Raw genomic sequence first — 16,034 nt, 5'->3', positions numbered from 1 at the left:
GGGCCGCCACAGAGGGGGCCCGCCCCGAGTCTCGGCGCGAACCTCGGCGGAGGCTCAGCGGTAGGTGTCGAGGGCGTCGTCGCGGATCGCCGCGCCCAGGGCGTCCATCTTCGCGTCGTCGACGACGTCGATCGACTGCCCGTCGGCGCTGGTCCCGAAGCCGCTGAACGGCGCCGTGATGAAGCGGATGTCGTTGCCGCGCAGGCCGCGCAGCGCGAACGCCTCCGACCGCATCGTGCCCACGTCGAGCTTGTCGTCGACGGTGAGGTTGCTCGTGGCGGCGTCGAGGAAGCCCGACAGCGTGACCGGGTTGGCGAGCGTCGAGGGCGAGAGCGTCTTGAGCATGAGGCCCTTGATGAAGGCGAGCTGCCGCTGGCCGCGGGAGATGTCGCCCTGGCTCAGCTGCTTGCGCTGGCGCACGAAGGCGAGGGCCATGTCGCCGTCCATGTGCATCGTGCCCTCGCGGAAGTCGTAGGTCGTGCTGCCGACGGTCTCGGTCGAGGCCTCGGCCACGTTGACGTCGACGCCGCCGACGGCATCCGTCATCGCCTTGAAGCCCTCGAAGCCGATCATCGCGACGTGGTCGACGTCGATGCCGAGCAGGTTCTGCATCGTCTGCACGAGCAGCGGCGCGCCGCCGTAGGCGTACGCGGCGTTGAGCTTGGCGTCCTTGTGGCCGGGGATCGGCACCCACAGGTCGCGGGGGAAGTGGATGAGGGTCACCGCGCTGTGGTCGTCGGGTACATGGGCGATGACCATGACGTCGGAGCGGGCTCCCTCGCGACCTGGCCCCGCGTCGTTGCCGATGATGAGGTAGTTCGTGCCGTTGCCCGCGGGCTGGGACACGGCCTGGCCGTCGTCGCCCGTCGGGCCCGTCTGCGGCAGCAGCGTCTCCTGCCGGACGTTGTTCGTGACGACGTGGTTGAGGTAGCCGAGGTAGCCCCCGACGGCCAGCACCGGCACGAGCAGGAGCACGAGCGCGGCGACGAGCACCCGACGGTTGCGTCGGCGGTGCCGCCGCTCGGTGTCGACGTCGTCGCGGTCGTCGTCACCCCCGTCGCCCCCGTCGCTCGGGTCACCGAGCGGGTCGAGCCGGTCGTCGGGGTCGACCTCGCCGTGGTCGTCGAAGCGCTCGTCGACGTCGTGGTCGCCGAGGGGCACACGCGTGCCACGGGGTCCGGTCGTGCTCATCCGGTCATCATAGGTTCGCCGGCGGACGTCCACGGCGTTTCCCACGCATGTGGAGGAAAAGGATGAAACGGATGCTGGTGGGCGGGGTCACGCGTCGCGTGACGCCCCCGCGCCGGCGGTGACGAGGAAGGTGCGCGGGGCGGTCCAGTCGCGTTCGCGGTAGGCGGCGACGACGGCGTCGACGATCGGCCCGCTCTCGCCGGGGTGAACGAGCGCGACGGCCGAGCCGCCGAAGCCGCCGCCGGTCATCCGGGCCCCGAGGGCGCCGGCGGACAGGGCGGCGTCGACCGCGACATCGAGCTCGTCGCACGACACCTCGAAGTCGTCGCGCAGCGAGACGTGCGAGGCCGTGAACAGCCGGCCCAGCTCGGCGAGGTCGGCGTCGGGCCCCTGCGCGAGGATCGCCGCCGACCGCTCCACGCGGGCGATCTCGGTGACGATGTGGTGCGCCCGCCGTCGGGCGACCGGGTCGCTGACCGCCTCGAGGCGCTCGTCGAGGCCGTCGGCGGGCACGTCGGCGAGCAGCTCGACCCCGAGGTCGTGGGCCGCCTCCTCGCACTGCCGGCGGCGGGCGGCGTACTGGCCGTCGACGAGGGCGTGGTGGGCACGGGTGTCGATGATGAGCAGCTCGTGCGCGAACGGCACGTGCTCGACCTCCATGGTGCGGCAGTCGAGCTCGAGGGCGTGGCCCTCGCGCCCCCGCAGCGAGGCGGCCTGGTCCATGCCGCCGGTGGGGGCGCCGACGACCTCGTTCTCGGCGCGCTGGCACGCGGTGGCGAGCTCGCGTCGGCCGGCGTCGTCGCCACCGAGGCCCAGGCCCCACAGCTCGTCGACGGCGAGGGCGACGCAGGCCTCGATGGCCGCCGAGCTCGAGAGCCCCGCGCCCGACGGGACGTCGGAGGTGATGGCGATGTCCGCACCGCCGACGGTGTGGCCCGCCTGCTCGAGGGCCCAGAGGACGCCGACCACGTACGCGGGCCAGTCGCCCGGCGTGCCCGGCCCCACGGCATCCAGCTGCACGGTCTGCACGTCGCTGTCGCCGGAGACGAGCCGCACCGTGCGGTCGTCACGGCGGGCCACGGCGGCGTGCGTGCGCTGCGGGATCGCCATGGGCAGGACGAGGCCGCCGTTGTAGTCGACGTGCTCGCCGATGAGGTTGACGCGCCCGGGCGCCGACCACACGCCGTCGGGCTCACCCCCGAAGCTGGCGTCGAAGAGGTCGCGGGCGGCCGCGGTGAGGTCGGCAGGTGTCGTGGTCATCGGGCCCAATATCCCACGGGCACCCGGCATCCGGCGGCCCCCGTGCGGTGGGCCACAATGGCACCCATGCCCGACGACGCCACCGCCTCGACCGCCCCCCGCAGCCTCTCGGGGATGCAGCCGACGAGCGACTCGCTGCACCTCGGCAACTACGTCGGCGCGCTCGTGGAGTGGGTGCGGCTGCAGCAGACCCACGACGCCTACTACTTCGTGGCCGACCTGCACGCGCTGACCGTCTCGCCCGACCCGGAGGTGCTGCGCGAGCGCACCCGGCTGACGGCGGCCCAGTTCATCGCCGGCGGGGTCGACCCGCAGCGGTCGGTGCTCTTCGTGCAGAGCCACATCGCGCAGCACACCGAGCTCTCGTGGGTGCTCAGCTGTCTCACCGGCTTCGGCGAGGCCAGCCGCATGACGCAGTTCAAGGACAAGTCGGCCAAGGGGTCCGGCCCCAACGTCGGGCTCTTCACCTACCCGGTGCTGCAGGCGGCCGACATCCTCGTCTACGACGCCGACGTCGTGCCGGTCGGCGAGGACCAGCGCCAGCACCTCGAGCTCTCCCGCGACCTCGCCACCCGCTTCAACCAGCGCTTCGGCGACACCCTCGTCGTCCCCTCGCCGCACATCATGCGCGAGACGGCGAAGATCCAGGACCTGCAGGAGCCGACGGCCAAGATGAGCAAGTCGGCCGCGAGTGACGCCGGGCTCGTCAGCCTGCTCGACGACCCGAAGCGCATCGTGAAGAAGATCAAGTCGGCCGTCACCGACACGGGGCGCGAGATCCGCCACGACGTCGTCGACAAGCCCGGAGTGAGCAACCTGCTCGCCATCCACTCCGCCCTGTCGGGCACCCCGGTCGCCGAGCTCGAGGTGGCCTTCGACGGCCGCGGCTACGGCGACCTCAAGACGGAGGTGGCGGAGGTCGTCGTCGCGACGACGACGCCGTTCCGGGAGCGCACCCTCGAGCTGATGTCCGACCGCGCCGAGCTCGACCGCATCCTCGCCGACGGGGCCGACCGGGCCCGCGCCGTGGCGGAGGCGACGGTCCGCCGCGTCTACGACCGGGTCGGCCTGCTGCCGTCGTCCGCCCGCGCCTGACCGCGCCTGCGCGGGGCTGGGCGGCGCCCAGGGCGGCGCGCGCACGGTCAGCGGTGCGCCGTCCTCCGGCGTGCGGCCAGGGTGTTGAGAACCGCCGCCGCCTCGTCGGGGCGCTCGACGGTGACGAGCACGTCGGGGGCGTCGACGCGCTGCACGACGAGCGCCGGCCCCGACCGGGTCACCCATGCGGTGCGACCGTCGCGGCCGTGGCGCCAGCCCCAGCCGCCGAAGTCGCCGAGGGCACTGACCGTGCCCGGCCCGGCCGAGGCCACCTCGTCGAGGGGCACCCGGGCCCAGGCGAGCCCGACAGCCGTCACGCGCAGCCCCTGCTGGTCGACGACGACGTGGGCCGTGGCGGTCACGAGGGCCAGCGGGGCGACCAGCGCCAGGGGGACGACCACCCAGCCGGCGCCCAGGACGAGCACGACCGGTACCGCCGCGAGGGCGACGACGCCCGCGACGAGGGCCGGGGCCGACCCCGCGCGCCCCGTCCACGCCAGCCGCGCGGTCGGGGCGACGTCGAGGGTGGGGCCGTCGGTCGGTCGCGAGGTGGAGCCGTCGGCGGGGTCACGCGGCGCCTGGCCGAGCCGGGCGACGAGCAGGCCCGAGGCCAGGCCGGCCACGAGGCCGACGGCGACGAAGAGACCCGGCGAGACGTCACCGCCCGGCGCCGGCTGTCCCTGCTGCGCGAGCAGGGTGCCGAAGCCGACGACGGCGAGCAGGGCGGCGGTCCCGGTCGCGACACCTGCGAGCAGGCCTCGGGTGGTGCGGTGGCTGACGACGGCGACGACGGTGAGCAGCTGGGGGAGCAGGGCCGTGAGGAGCGCCGCCACGACCACCGCCGACGTGCGCGACATGAAGCCGTCGGCCTCACCGCCCGGACCCCAGTGCGTCGCGACGGTCTCGGGCAGCCGGCCCGACCGGGACGCGGTGACGGCGACGCCGACCAGGGCCAGCACCGGCCCGGCCAGGGCGCCGACGACGAGGGACGAGGTGGTGCGGTCACGCATGGCGGTACTCCTTCTCGATGAGGTCTCGCAGCTCGTCGTGCGAGGTGCCCAGGCGTCGGGCCTCACCGACGAGCTCGGTGACGAGGGTGCCCAGTCGGGCCGAGCCGGCGGGGTCGGCGCCCGTGACGACGGCCCCCCGCCCCCGGCGCAGCTCGACGAGGCCCTCGTCGCGCAGCAGCTGGTAGGCCCGCAGGACGGTGTGGAGGTTGACGTCGAGGATGCCGGCCACCTCCTTGGCCGAGGGCAGCCGCGAGCCCGCGTCGAGCGAGCCCGAGACGAGCCCGCGCCGGACGCACGCGGCGACCTGCTCGAAGAGGGGGACCGGGTTCGCCGGGTCGACCTGCCACAACATAGTTCTAGTTTAACTAGAACTATGTCGTCTGTCGAGCGAGCCGACGGCGTCCTCGGCGGGTGGGTCGTGGGTGGGGGCCGGTGGGTTCGGTAGGTTCAGGGGCGTGACCCCAGCGCGGCAGACCACGACGATCGGCGTCTCCATCCCGATCCCCTCGCCGCACGGGGAGTTCCTGCAGGCCCGCCGGGCCGAGTTCGGCGACCCGGGTGCGTGGCAGATCCCGGCCCACATCACGCTGCTGCCCCCCACCGAGGTCGGCGTCGCGGACTACCCCGCCTTCCGTGAGCACTGCGCGACGGTCGCCGCCGCGGAGGCCGCCTTCGACGTCGTGCTGCGCGGCACCGGCACCTTCCGCCCGCTGTCGGACGTCGTCTTCATCCAGGTGGCCCAGGGCGTCTCGTCCTGCGAGAGCCTCGAGATGGCCCTGCGGTCGGGCCCGGTCACCCGTGCCCTCGACTTCTACTACCACCCGCACGTCACCGTCGCGCACAACGTCGCGCCGGTGCACCTCGACCGCGCCTTCGACGAGCTCGCCGACTTCTCGGTCACCTTCGCCGTGGAGCACTTCACCCTCTACGAGCTGGGCACCGACCAGACGTGGCGGCCCGAGCTCGACTTCCGGCTCGGGGGGCAGGGGTCGTGAACGCGGTGATGCGCCTGTGGGAGCGCATCCAGCGGCACCGGCCCTACACCGCCTACAAGCGCTACGGCGACGCCAACGGCGACCTGCTCGCCTCCGGGGTCGCCTACTACTCGTTCTTCTCGGTCTTCCCCGCCGTCGCGCTGGCCTTCGCCGTCTTCGGCTTCTTCCTCCAGGGCCGCCCCGACCTCATCGAGACCATCGCGAGCTCGCTCAACCGGGTGCTGCCGAACATGATCCGCACGCAGGAGAACCCCGACAGCGGCTTCATCAGCATCTCGGCTCCCAACACGCTGACGCTGACCATCACGGGGGTCGTCGCCTTCGTCACCCTCCTGCTCGCCGGCCTCGGCTGGATCGGGGCGCTGCGCACGGGGATGCGCACCATCTTCGGTCTCACGTCCTCGCCCGGCAACGCCGTGACGACGAAGCTGCGTGACCTCGGCGTGCTGCTGCTGCTCGGCATCGGCATCGCGGTGTCCGCGCTGCTGACGACCGTCGCCGGCGGTCTCGCCGACACGGTGGCCGGGTGGGTCGGTCTCGACGGCGCCGACTGGGTCGTCACCCTCGTCGGGATCGTCATGGGCGTCGTCTTCGACACCTTCATCATGGTCGTCATGCTCCGGCTGCTGACCGGGGTGCCCCTGCCCGGGCGCAACCTGCTCCAGGGTGCGCTCTTCGGGGCGACCCTGCTCACGGTGCTCAAGGTCTTCGGCGCGAGCCTCATCGCCAACGCCACCGACAACCCCTTGCTGGGGGCCGTCGCCGTCGCCGTCGGCCTGCTCTTCTGGCTCAACCTCATGGCCCGAGCGGTGCTGCTGTCGGCGGCGTGGGCGGCCATCCACGTCGACATCCCCACCCTCGTCGACGACCAGGCCGTGGGGCCGTTCGCCCGCATCGTGCGCCCGGCCTTCGTGACGACGTTGCGCCCCGACGCCGACGTGGCCCTCGTGCCCTACGCGGGCGGGCCGCCGCGGGCCGGGCGGGCCGCCGCCGCGCGAGAGCAGGGTGCCGTCGCCGTCGACACGCGGCCGGATGCCGGTGGGCTTCGGTCGCGCGACCGCGTCGACCTCGCGTCGGGTGCCGTCGTCGGGGCCGCGGCCGCCGGCGTCGCGAGCCGCGTCGTCAGGACCCTGCGTCGCCGCCGCTGAGGCGACGACGGCGCAGACCTCGGACCACCAGGCCGGCGAGGGCGGCGAGGCCGAGCCACCCCACGGCGAGCACGGCCGCCCCGGCCCACGGTGCAGAGCTCCGGTCGGCGCCGCCGGCCGGAGCCGGGCCCGCGACGGGTGGTGGTCGGTCGCGCGGACCGGTGGTGGCCACTCCGGCCCCCGACGAGCTCGTGCCCGGTGTACCGGTGGGCGCCTCGTCGAGACCCGCGAGGCCGCCGGCGCCCGAGCGCGTGGCCACGGGCGCGGTGGGACCGCTCGTCGGCGGGCGGGGCGACCCGGCATCCGCGGTGGTGTGGTCAGTCGTGTCGTCAGTGGCGTCAGGAGCGTCGGCGCGAGGGGGAGCGGCCTCGCCGGGCTCGACGAGACGGCCGACGGGCCGCACCCGGTCGGCGTGCGCGAAGCCCCAGTCGAGCAGGGCGGCGGTCGGCTGCCACGCGCCGGTGACGCTGCCCATCTGGGCGACCACGAGGGTGCGGCCGCCGCGCGTCGCCGCGCCGATGAAGGTGTGCTGGGCGCGGTCGGTGCGGCCCGGCTTGATGCCCACCGCGCCCGGGTAGTGGTCGAGCAGGTCGTTGATGGTGTGGATCTCGAAGGCGGGGTAGGTGCGCCCGGTCCTGTCCTTGCCCCCGGGGAAGGTGGCGGTGCGCCGGGCGACGGTGGCCCGGAAGGCCGGCAGCCGCATCGCCGCCCGCGCGATGACGGCGAGGTCGTAGGCGCTCGACCGCTGCGCGCCCTCGTCGAGACCGCTCGGGTCGACGGTGAGCGTGTCGTGCGCCCCGAGGGCCGTCGCCCGCTCGTTCATGAGCGTCACGGTGCGCTCGTAGCCGCCCGCCGCGTCGGCCAGCACGTAGGCGGCGTCGTTGGCCGAGAACATGAGCAGCGCGTCGAAGAGGCTGCCGACGGGGTAGGGGTTGCCGGCGAGGATGCCGACGCGCGTGCCGGCCGCGCGCTGGGCGTCGGGCCCCGCGACGACGGTGCGTCGCGGGTCGAGCCGCGGCAGCAGGGTGAGGGCCGTCAGGGTCTTGAGGGTGCTGGCCGGGCGCAGCCAGGCGTGCGGCGACTTGGCGGCGAGGATCTCCCCGCTCGTCAGGTCGGCCACGACGTACGACACGTCGTAGACGGCCGGGGGAGCGGGCACGCCGTCGGGCAGGTCGGTGAGGACCCCGTCGCCGCCGAGACGCGGGCCCCCGACGACGCTCTGCGGGTCCCAGGCCGGGTGGGTGAACGGGGTGGGCGGGGCGTTGCGGCACACCGTGCGCGGCGGCGGGGCCGGGGCGCTCGACCCGCGGGGACCGGGCGACGTGGTGCCGGCGGGCCGCGGCGTCGTCACGGCCGGGCGCGGCGTGGGCTTCGGGGCGACGCCCACGCTCGGGGTGGGGAAGACGCGTGGGGTGAGGGTCACGCCGCCGGGCACCCGGGTCGGCGTCTGCCACGGGCGGCACGTGGGGTCCGCGGCCGGCGCGAGGGCGGGTGCCGCCACGACCAGCGCCGCCGCGGGAGGGGACGCACTCGCGGCCGGGGCCGTCACCGCAGCCGGCACGACCAGGCCGGTGAGGCCGGCGACGGTGCCGATGACCAGGGCGGCCCGTGCCCGGAGGTGCGGCGCGACGCTCCCGCGCAGGGGTCGGGAACGGGTGGGGTCGGCCATGACCGGCCCAGACTAACCCGGCGACGGGCTGTCACACCCGGCTCTCAGGACCGGTCTCACGACCGGCGCCCGCGAGGACCGTGGACGCGCCGACGGCGGCGGCCCCGGTCTCCCGGGGGCCGCCGCCGTCGTGTGGAGCGGGGTCGGACCTGTCGGTCAGCGCCCGTGCGTCAGTGCACGGCGCAGGTCCTGGTTGAGCTGGTTGATGACGTCGAGCGGGATCTCCTTGGGGCACGCCTCGGCGCACGCACCGACGTTGGTGCAGCCGCCGAAGCCCTCCTCGTCGTGGGTGTTGACCATCTGCACGACGCGCGCGTCGCGCTCGGGCTGGCCCTGGGGCATCTCGCCGAGGTGGGTGATCTTGGCGCCCATGAAGAGCATGCCGGAGGCGTTCGGGCACGCGGCCACGCACGCACCGCAGCCGATGCAGGCCGCCGCCATGAACGAGCGGTCGGCGGCCGGCTTGGGCACCGGGACGGAGTGCGCCTCGGGGGCCGAGCCGGTGTTGGCGCTGATGAAGCCGCCGGCCTGGATGATGCGGTCGAAGCTGCCACGGTCGACGACGAGGTCCTTGATGACCGGGAAGGCGTCGGCACGCCACGGCTCGACGGTGATCTCGTCACCGTCGCTGAACGAGCGCATGTGCAGCTGGCAGGTCGTCGTGACCTCGGGGCCGTGCGCCTGTCCGGAGATCATGAGCCCGCACGAGCCGCAGATGCCCTCGCGGCAGTCGTGGTCGAAGGCGATCGGCTCCTCGCCCTTGGCGTTGAGCTCCTCGTTGAGGACGTCGAGCATCTCGAGGAAGGACATGTCCTCGGAGATGTCGCTGACCGGGTAGGTCCGCATCTCGCCCTTGTCGGAGGGTCCGGACTGGCGCCAGATGTTCAGAGTGAGGTTCATCGGGTTCTCCGCAGGTCGAGATGAGCGGTGTGGCAGGTGGGGGCGGGTCGGCGGGCGGCGCTCACTTGTAGCTGCGCTGCTTCAGCTCGACGAACTCGTAGACGAGGTCCTCCTTGTGCAGGACCGGGGTGCCGCTGTCGCCGCCCCACTCCCACGCCGCGACGTAGGCGTACTCGTCGTCGTGGCGCAGGGCCTCGCCGTCCTCGGTCTGCGACTCGGCCCGGAAGTGGCCGCCGCACGACTCGCGACGGTGGAGCGCGTCGATGCACATGAGCTCGCCGAGCTCGAGGAAGTCGGCCACGCGGCCGGCCTTCTCGAGGCTCTGGTTGAGCGTGTCGGCCGCGCCGAGCACGCGGACGTTGCGCCAGAACTCGTCACGCAGGCTGCGGATGAGGTCGACCGCCTTGAGCAGCCCCTCCTCGGAGCGCTCCATGCCGCAGTACTCCCACATGATGTGGCCGAGCTCCTTGTGGAAGGAGTCGACCGACCGCTCGCCGTTGATCGACAGCAGCTTCTGCAGGCGGTGGTCGACCGACGCGCGCGCCTCGGTGACCGCCTCGTGCTTCTCGTCGACCTTGGGGTAGGGCCCCTTGGCGAGGTAGTCGCGGATCGTGTTGGGCAGGACGAAGTAGCCGTCGGCCAGGCCCTGCATGAGGGCCGAGGCACCGAGGCGGTTCGCGCCGTGGTCGGAGAAGTTCGCCTCGCCGGCCACGAAGAGGCCGGGGATGCTCGACTGCAGGTCGTAGTCGACCCAGAGGCCGCCCATCGTGTAGTGCACGGCGGGGTAGATGCGCATCGGCACCTCGTACGGGTTCTCACCCGTGATGCGCTGGTACATGTCGAGGAGGTTGCCGTACTTCTCCGCGACCGTCTCGGCGCTCATGCGCTGCAGGGCGTCGGTGAAGTCGAGGTAGACGCCGCGGCGGAAGTCGCCGACCTTGGGGCCGACGCCGCGACCCTCGTCGCACACGTTCTTGGCCTGGCGGCTCGCGATGTCGCGGGGCACGAGGTTGCCGAACGAGGGGTAGATGCGCTCGAGGTAGTAGTCGCGGTCCTCCTCGGGGATCTCGCGCGGGTCCTTGTCGCAGTCCTCGGCGTTCTTGGGCACCCAGATGCGGCCGTCGTTGCGCAGCGACTCCGACATGAGGGTCAGCTTGCTCTGGTGCTCGCCGCTCACCGGGATGCAGGTGGGGTGGATCTGCGTGTAGCAGGGGTTGCCGAAGTAGGCGCCCTTGCGGTGGGCGCGCCACGTCGCCGTGACGTTGCTGCCCATCGCGTTGGTCGACAGGAAGAAGACGTTGCCGTAGCCGCCGGTGGCGAGCACGACGGCATCCGCGAGGTGCGTCTCGACCTCACCGGTGACGAGGTCGCGCGCGACGATGCCGCGGGCCCGGCCGTCGACGACGACGAGCTCGAGCATGTCGTGGCGGTTGAACATCTCGACCGTGCCGGCCTCGATCTGACGCTCGAGGGCCTGGTAGGCGCCGAGCAGCAGCTGCTGGCCCGTCTGGCCGCGGGCGTAGAACGTGCGCGAGACCTGGACACCGCCGAAGCTGCGGTTGTCGAGCAGGCCGCCGTACTCGCGGGCGAACGGAACGCCCTGCGCGACGCACTGGTCGATGATGTTGGCGCTGACCTCGGCGAGGCGGTAGACGTTCGACTCGCGCGAGCGGTAGTCGCCGCCCTTCACGGTGTCGTAGAAGAGGCGGTAGGTGCTGTCGCCGTCCTCCTTGTAGTTCTTGGCCGCGTTGATGCCGCCCTGGGCCGCGATGGAGTGCGCGCGGCGCGGGGAGTCCTGGTAGCAGAAGGACTTCACGTGGTAGCCGGCCTCGCCGAGCGTGGCGGCGGCGGCGCCGCCCGCGAGCCCGGTGCCGACGATGATGACCGACAGCTTGCGGCGGTTGGCCGGGTTGACGAGCGCGGAGTCGAACTTGCGCTGGTTCCAGCGACCCGAGATCGGGCCCTTGGGGGCCTTCGTGTCGGCGATGCTCGAGCCCTCGGTGTAGAGGCCGTGCACGACGCCGGCGTTGGGCTCGCGTCGCGCCTCGCTGGGCGCTGCGGGGTCAGCGCCCGGGGTGGTGGGGGTGGTGGTGGGTGCCGGTGCGGTCGTGGTCATCGGTCAGCTTCCCTTCACGATTCCGACGAGGATGAGCAGGGGCGGCAGGATGAAGCCCACCGAGGTGACGACGGCGATCGTCGTGGCGATCGCCCGCGCGTTGGTGCGGGCGCGCCGTGAGGTGGCCCAGCCGAGGGTCTGCGACGCGCTCCAGACGCCGTGCCACAGGTGCATGGCGAGGGCGAACATCGCGACGGCGTAGATGAGCACGACCCACCACACCTTGAAGCTCGAGATGTAGAGCAGGCCGGCGCTGTCGCCGACGGCGTCGGGCCCGGGGTTGACCTTGAACCACGTGAAGTGGATGAGGTGCCAGACGAGGAAGGCGAGCAGGGCCACGCCACCCCAGCGCATCGTGCGCGAGCGCAGCGTCGCCCTGGCGGCCGCCTTCGCGACGTAGCGGGTGGGCCGGGCCGCGTTCGCCTTGCGCCACAGGTAGAACGCCGAGTACGCGTGGGCCACGAGCGCGACGAGCAGCGCCGCGCGGAACAGCCAGAGGAACCCGCCGAAGGGCAGGACCGGCGTCAGCAGCGTGCGCAGGTGCAGGGCGTAGTCGTCGTACGCCTCGACCCCCGCGAAGATCTTGAGGTTGCCGTACATGTGCGCGAGGACGTAGAAGACGAAGAGCGCGCCGGAGAGGGCCATCACGAGCTTCATGAAGACCGTCGTGCGTCGCGCCGTCGCTGCTCCCGTCCTTGGGAGAGTCTTGGTGGCCACCTGCAAACACTATCGCCGGGGGGCGACAGCGGCCGTCCACGTACCGGTCGGTACGCACGGTTGTGACTATTCGCACCCCAGCGGGCACCCATGCTCGCCGCCGCCCCTCGGCGCCCCCGTGCCCCCTCGCGACCGGTGGTGCCCGTCGCACCCCGCACCGGATGCCGGGTGGCTCAGGCCGCGACCACCGCGCCCTCCGGCCTCCGCCCGGTGACCGGCTGCACCGACCGGTAGTGGGCGACGAGCTCGTCGACGACCGCCGACCACGACCGCCCCGCCACCCGCCGGCGGCCCCGTTCGCCGAGGGCGGCCCGGTGCGACTCCTCGACCGTCGCCCGCTCCGCGGCGCGGCGCAGCGACCCCGGCGTCGCGGGGTCGAAGAGGTACCCGTTCTCCCCGTCGGTGACGAGGTCGAGCGGCCCGCCGCGGGCCGGGGCGACGACGGGCAGACCCGAGGCCCCCGCCTCCTGCAGGGTCTGGCCGAAGGTCTCGCTCGTGCCGGTGTGCACGAACAGGTCCAGGCAGGCGTAGGCGCGGGCGAGGTCGTCCCCGTGCCGGGCGCCGAGGAAGACGGGCGGTCGGTTGGGTCGGCCGGCGACGCCGGCCACGGCCTCCGTCAGCCTCGCCCCGACCGCGGCGCGGGAGGGGCCGTCGCCGACGACGACGAGGCGGGTCCCCGGCAGGCCGGCCAGCTCGGTGAGCCGCTCCACCTCCTTCTCGGGGGCGAGCCGGCCGACGTAGCCGACGAGCCGCTCACCCTCGGGCGCGAGCTCTCGGCGCAGGGCTCGCACGAGCGCGTCCTCACGCCAGACCGGGCTGAAGCGCCGGGTGTCGACCCCGCGACGCCACAGCGCCGTCCGCCCCACCCCGTGGTCGCGCAGGTCGGTGAGCGACGGCCCCGACGGGGCGAGGGTGAGGTCGGCCCACGAGTGCACCCGCCGGATCCACCGCCAGGCCGCCGAGGCCGCAGGCACCCCGGCCGGGCCCGGCGTGTGCAGCCGGACGTACGCGGCCATGTCGGTCTGGAAGACCGCGACGGTCGGCAGCCCGAGGGTCCGCGCGGCGGCGAGACCCCGGGCGCCGACGACGAACGGGCTCGCGACGTGCACGACGTCGGGGTCGGCGTCGCGCAGCACCCGCTCGATCTCGGGCGAGGGCAGCCCGACGTCGAACTGTCGCAGCGGCACCGACGCGATGCGGTGCACCGGGGCGCCGGCGAACTCCGCCGGGCCCTGCTCCCGCGTCCGCCGCGCGCCCGGTGCGACGACGACGACCTCATGTCCCTTCTCCCGCAGCTCGGTGACGACGTGGCACACGCTGGTGGTGACGCCGCTGTAGCTGGGCAGGAAGGTCTCGGTCACGATCGCGACTCGCACGAGGACGAAGCTGCCGTGCCGGGGCGAGCGGCCGGCGACGCCGACGGGGGTGGCGGGTGAAGTCGAGGTGACGACCGGGTGCGCCGCGCGCCCGCTGCACCGCCTCGTCGGGGTGAGGTCGGGGTGAGGTCGAGGTGTGACCGGCGCCTCGACCTCGGGCACGCCGGATTCGTCCGAGTTGGTCACGCAGGACGCCTGCGCCGCCTACCCTTGGCGCCATGAAGATCACCGTCGTCGGGCTCGGGTACGTGGGCCTCAGCAACGCCGCCGTGCTGGCGCGCCACAACGAGGTCGTCGCCCTCGACGTCGTGCCCGAGCGGGTCGAGCAGGTCAACGCGCGCCGCTCACCCATCGTCGACGCCGAGCTCGAGCAGTACCTCGCCGAGGTCGAGCTCGACCTCCGCGCGACGCTCGACCCCGCGGAGGCCTACGAAGGCACCGACTTCGTCGTCGTGGCCACCCCGACGAACTACGACCCCGAGACGAACTACTTCGACACCTCCTCGGTCGAGGCGGTCACGGCCGAGGCGCTGCGCCGCGCGCCCGACGCGTGTGTCGTCGTCAAGTCGACCGTTCCTGTCGGCTTCACCGCCGGTCTCGCGGCCCGCCACCCGGGCGCGCGCATCGTCTTCTCGCCGGAGTTCCTCCGCGAAGGTCGGGCGCTGCACGACAACCTGCACCCGAGCCGCATCATCGTCGGCGACGCCGGGCCCGACGCGAAGCTCTTCGCCGAGCTGCTGCTCCAGGGCGCCGACGACGACGCGCCGGTGCTCGAGATGAGCTCGACCGAGGCCGAGGCCGTCAAGCTCTTCGCCAACACCTACCTCGCCATGCGCGTCGCGTACTTCAACGAGCTCGACACCTACGCCGCCATCCACGGCCTCGACACCCGCTCGATCATCGAGGGCGTCGGGCTCGACCCGCGCATCGGCAGCCACTACAACAACCCGTCGTTCGGCTACGGCGGCTACTGCCTGCCCAAGGACACCCGGCAGCTGCTCGCCAACTACGACCAGGTGCCGCAGAACCTCATCCGCGCCATCGTCGACAGCAACACGACCCGCAAGGACTTCGTCGCCACCGAGATCCTCGCGCGCGCCCCGAAGGTGGTCGGGTTCTACCGCCTGACGATGAAGACGGGGAGCGACAACTTCCGCGCCTCGAGCATCCAGGGCGTCATGAAGCGCATCAAGGCCAAGGGCATCGAGGTCGTCGTGTACGAGCCGACCCTCGACGACGCCGAGTTCTACCACTCGCGCGTCGTGCGTGACCTCGCCGAGTTCACGTCGGTGTCCGACGTCATCGTCGCCAACCGCGTCGTCGACGAGCTGGCCGACGTGGCCGACAAGGTCTACACGCGCGACATCTACCGCCGCGACTGAGCCCCCGACCGTTCGTCAGGGCCGCCAGGATGCCGGGTGGCCCGCGGGCGGGTCACGTGAGGTCGGTGCGCCCGGCCTTCGTCAGCTGCTCGACGACCTTCTTGACGTCCTGCGCCCGCTCGGGCGTCGTGATGAGCACGGCGTCCTGGGTGTCGACGACGACGAGGTCGTGCACCCCGATGAGGGCGACGGTCCGTCCGCTCGTCGCGACGAGACCGGTGGCGTCGAGGGCCAGCACGTCCGCCGGGTCGCCGATGAGGCGCAGGCCCGGGTGCTCGGGGTGGTCGGGCACGAGGCCGCCGAGGGCGGCGAAGTCGCCGACGTCGTCCCAGCCGATCGAGGCCGGCACCACGGCGACCCGGCCGGCGGCCGCGGCCGGCTCGGCGACCGCGTGGTCGATGGCGATCTTCGTGATGCTGGGCCACAGCTCGCGCATCCGGTGGGGCTCGGCGGCGACGGTGCGCAGCGCGAGCACCATCTCCGGGTGCCCCTCGGCGAGCAGCTCGAGCAGCGTCGTGGCGCCGACGACGAACATGCCCGCGTTCCAGCGGTACTCGCCGCTGTCGACGTACGTCCGGGCGGTGTCGGCATCCGGCTTCTCGACGAACTCGCGCACCCGGCGGCCGTGCTCGGCGCCGTCGACTCCGAGCGGGTCGCCGAGACGGATGTAGCCGAAGCCCGTCGACGGGTGGGTCGGCTCGATGCCGATCGTGACGAGCTCGCCCCCGCGCGCGAGCACCACCGCCTGCTCCACCGCCCGGCGGAAGGCGGCGCGGTCGGTGACGACGTGGTCGGCCGCGAAGGAGCCGAGCAGCGCCTCGGGGTCACGGCGCTCGAGGATGGCGGCCGCGAGGCCGATGGCCGGCATCGAGTCGCGCGGCGAGGGCTCGCCGACGACGGCGTCGCGCCCGAGCATGGGCAGCTGGGCGCGCACCGCGTCCTCGTGCGCCGCGCCCGTGACGACGAGCATGCGGTCGCCGACGAGGGGGGAGAGGCGGTCCCACGTCTCGCGCAGCAGCGACTGCCCCGACCCGGTGAGGTCGTGCAGGAACTTCGGGGAGGTGCGGCGCGACATGGGCCACAGACGGGTCCCGGCGCCGCCGGCGGGGATGACCGCCCAGAGTCCGTCGATGTGCCCCGTCGCGTCGTCCATGGCCACACCTTATGGGGCGGCC

At 73.3% G+C, this 16,034-nt stretch carries 14 protein-coding genes; 4 read left to right on the top strand and 10 right to left on the bottom strand.

Translation table 11 applies throughout. The annotated features are described in order from the left end of the window. Window positions 1–54 precede the first annotated feature (54 nt). On the bottom strand, window positions 55–1,191 hold the full coding sequence (locus DFJ68_RS08720) for an LCP family protein (RefSeq protein WP_121032419.1): 1,137 nt from the start codon (window positions 1,189–1,191) through the stop codon (window positions 55–57). Window positions 1,192–1,278: 87 nt separating this feature from the next. Continuing rightward, window positions 1,279–2,451 (bottom strand): galactokinase, encoded by a 1,173-nt coding sequence (gene galK, locus DFJ68_RS08715; protein WP_121032417.1) that lies wholly within the window; start codon window positions 2,449–2,451, stop codon window positions 1,279–1,281. A gap of 66 nt (window positions 2,452–2,517) precedes the next feature. On the opposite strand from galK, the gene trpS reads away from it, so the two are divergent. Then, entirely contained in the window at window positions 2,518–3,546 is a 1,029-nt protein-coding gene (gene trpS / locus DFJ68_RS08710) for a tryptophan--tRNA ligase (protein WP_121032415.1), read from the top strand. Between the two features lie 47 nt (window positions 3,547–3,593). On the opposite strand, the gene DFJ68_RS08705 is transcribed toward trpS, so the two are convergent. Continuing rightward, the gene (locus DFJ68_RS08705; RefSeq protein ID WP_121032413.1) at window positions 3,594–4,556 is read right to left on the bottom strand and encodes a DUF1648 domain-containing protein; all 963 of its coding nucleotides are present in this window, start codon (window positions 4,554–4,556) and stop codon (window positions 3,594–3,596) included. Further along, window positions 4,549–4,908 carry a GntR family transcriptional regulator gene (locus DFJ68_RS08700; protein ID WP_121032411.1) on the bottom strand — a complete coding sequence of 120 codons (360 nt, stop codon included), beginning with the start codon at window positions 4,906–4,908 and terminating at the stop codon, window positions 4,549–4,551. The genes DFJ68_RS08705 and DFJ68_RS08700 overlap by 8 nt, the downstream gene beginning before the upstream one ends. Window positions 4,909–5,011: 103 nt before the next feature. On the opposite strand from DFJ68_RS08700, the gene DFJ68_RS08695 reads away from it, so the two are divergent. Together DFJ68_RS08695 and DFJ68_RS08690 are read left to right on the top strand one after the other, a co-directional pair. Then, a complete protein-coding gene (locus DFJ68_RS08695; protein WP_121032410.1) occupies window positions 5,012–5,551 on the top strand; it encodes a 2'-5' RNA ligase family protein in 540 nt (179 codons plus the stop codon). Further along, entirely contained in the window at window positions 5,548–6,699 is a 1,152-nt protein-coding gene (locus DFJ68_RS08690; protein WP_121032407.1) for a YihY/virulence factor BrkB family protein, read from the top strand. Before DFJ68_RS08695 ends, DFJ68_RS08690 begins: the two co-directional genes overlap by 4 nt. Here DFJ68_RS08690 and DFJ68_RS08685 read toward each other — a convergent pair. The 5 genes from DFJ68_RS08685 to DFJ68_RS08665 form a co-directional block, all read right to left on the bottom strand. Next, window positions 6,674–8,368 (bottom strand): D-alanyl-D-alanine carboxypeptidase, encoded by a 1,695-nt coding sequence (locus DFJ68_RS08685; RefSeq protein WP_121032405.1) that lies wholly within the window; start codon window positions 8,366–8,368, stop codon window positions 6,674–6,676. The genes DFJ68_RS08690 and DFJ68_RS08685 overlap by 26 nt on opposite strands. Window positions 8,369–8,524: 156 nt before the next feature. Further along, window positions 8,525–9,268: a succinate dehydrogenase/fumarate reductase iron-sulfur subunit gene (locus DFJ68_RS08680; RefSeq protein WP_121032403.1), complete on the bottom strand. Its 744-nt coding sequence runs from the start codon at window positions 9,266–9,268 to the stop codon at window positions 8,525–8,527. Between the two features lie 61 nt (window positions 9,269–9,329). Continuing rightward, window positions 9,330–11,384 (bottom strand): fumarate reductase/succinate dehydrogenase flavoprotein subunit, encoded by a 2,055-nt coding sequence (locus tag DFJ68_RS08675; RefSeq protein WP_221186054.1) that lies wholly within the window; start codon window positions 11,382–11,384, stop codon window positions 9,330–9,332. Between the two features lie 3 nt (window positions 11,385–11,387). Next, a complete protein-coding gene (locus DFJ68_RS08670) occupies window positions 11,388–12,041 on the bottom strand; it encodes a succinate dehydrogenase cytochrome b subunit (protein WP_121032401.1) in 654 nt (217 codons plus the stop codon). 233 nt (window positions 12,042–12,274) lie between these two features. Continuing rightward, window positions 12,275–13,477 carry a glycosyltransferase family 4 protein gene (locus DFJ68_RS08665; protein ID WP_121035232.1) on the bottom strand — a complete coding sequence of 401 codons (1,203 nt, stop codon included), beginning with the start codon at window positions 13,475–13,477 and terminating at the stop codon, window positions 12,275–12,277. A gap of 218 nt (window positions 13,478–13,695) precedes the next feature. On the opposite strand from DFJ68_RS08665, the gene DFJ68_RS08660 reads away from it, so the two are divergent. Beyond that, window positions 13,696–14,859, top strand: coding sequence for a nucleotide sugar dehydrogenase (locus DFJ68_RS08660; RefSeq protein WP_121032399.1), 1,164 nt, complete (start codon window positions 13,696–13,698; stop codon window positions 14,857–14,859). Window positions 14,860–14,911: 52 nt separating this feature from the next. Here DFJ68_RS08660 and DFJ68_RS08655 read toward each other — a convergent pair whose 3' ends face one another. Next, window positions 14,912–16,012: a mannose-1-phosphate guanylyltransferase gene (locus DFJ68_RS08655; protein WP_121032396.1), complete on the bottom strand. Its 1,101-nt coding sequence runs from the start codon at window positions 16,010–16,012 to the stop codon at window positions 14,912–14,914. Between the last annotated feature and the right edge of the window lie 22 nt (window positions 16,013–16,034).

The sequence above is a fragment of the Terracoccus luteus genome (assembly GCF_003635045.1).
GTDB classification, from domain to species: Bacteria; Actinomycetota; Actinomycetes; order Actinomycetales; family Dermatophilaceae; genus Terracoccus; species Terracoccus luteus.
The sequence above is the reverse complement of the archived record's forward strand: the minus strand, read 5'-3'. Positions and strand labels throughout refer to the sequence as shown.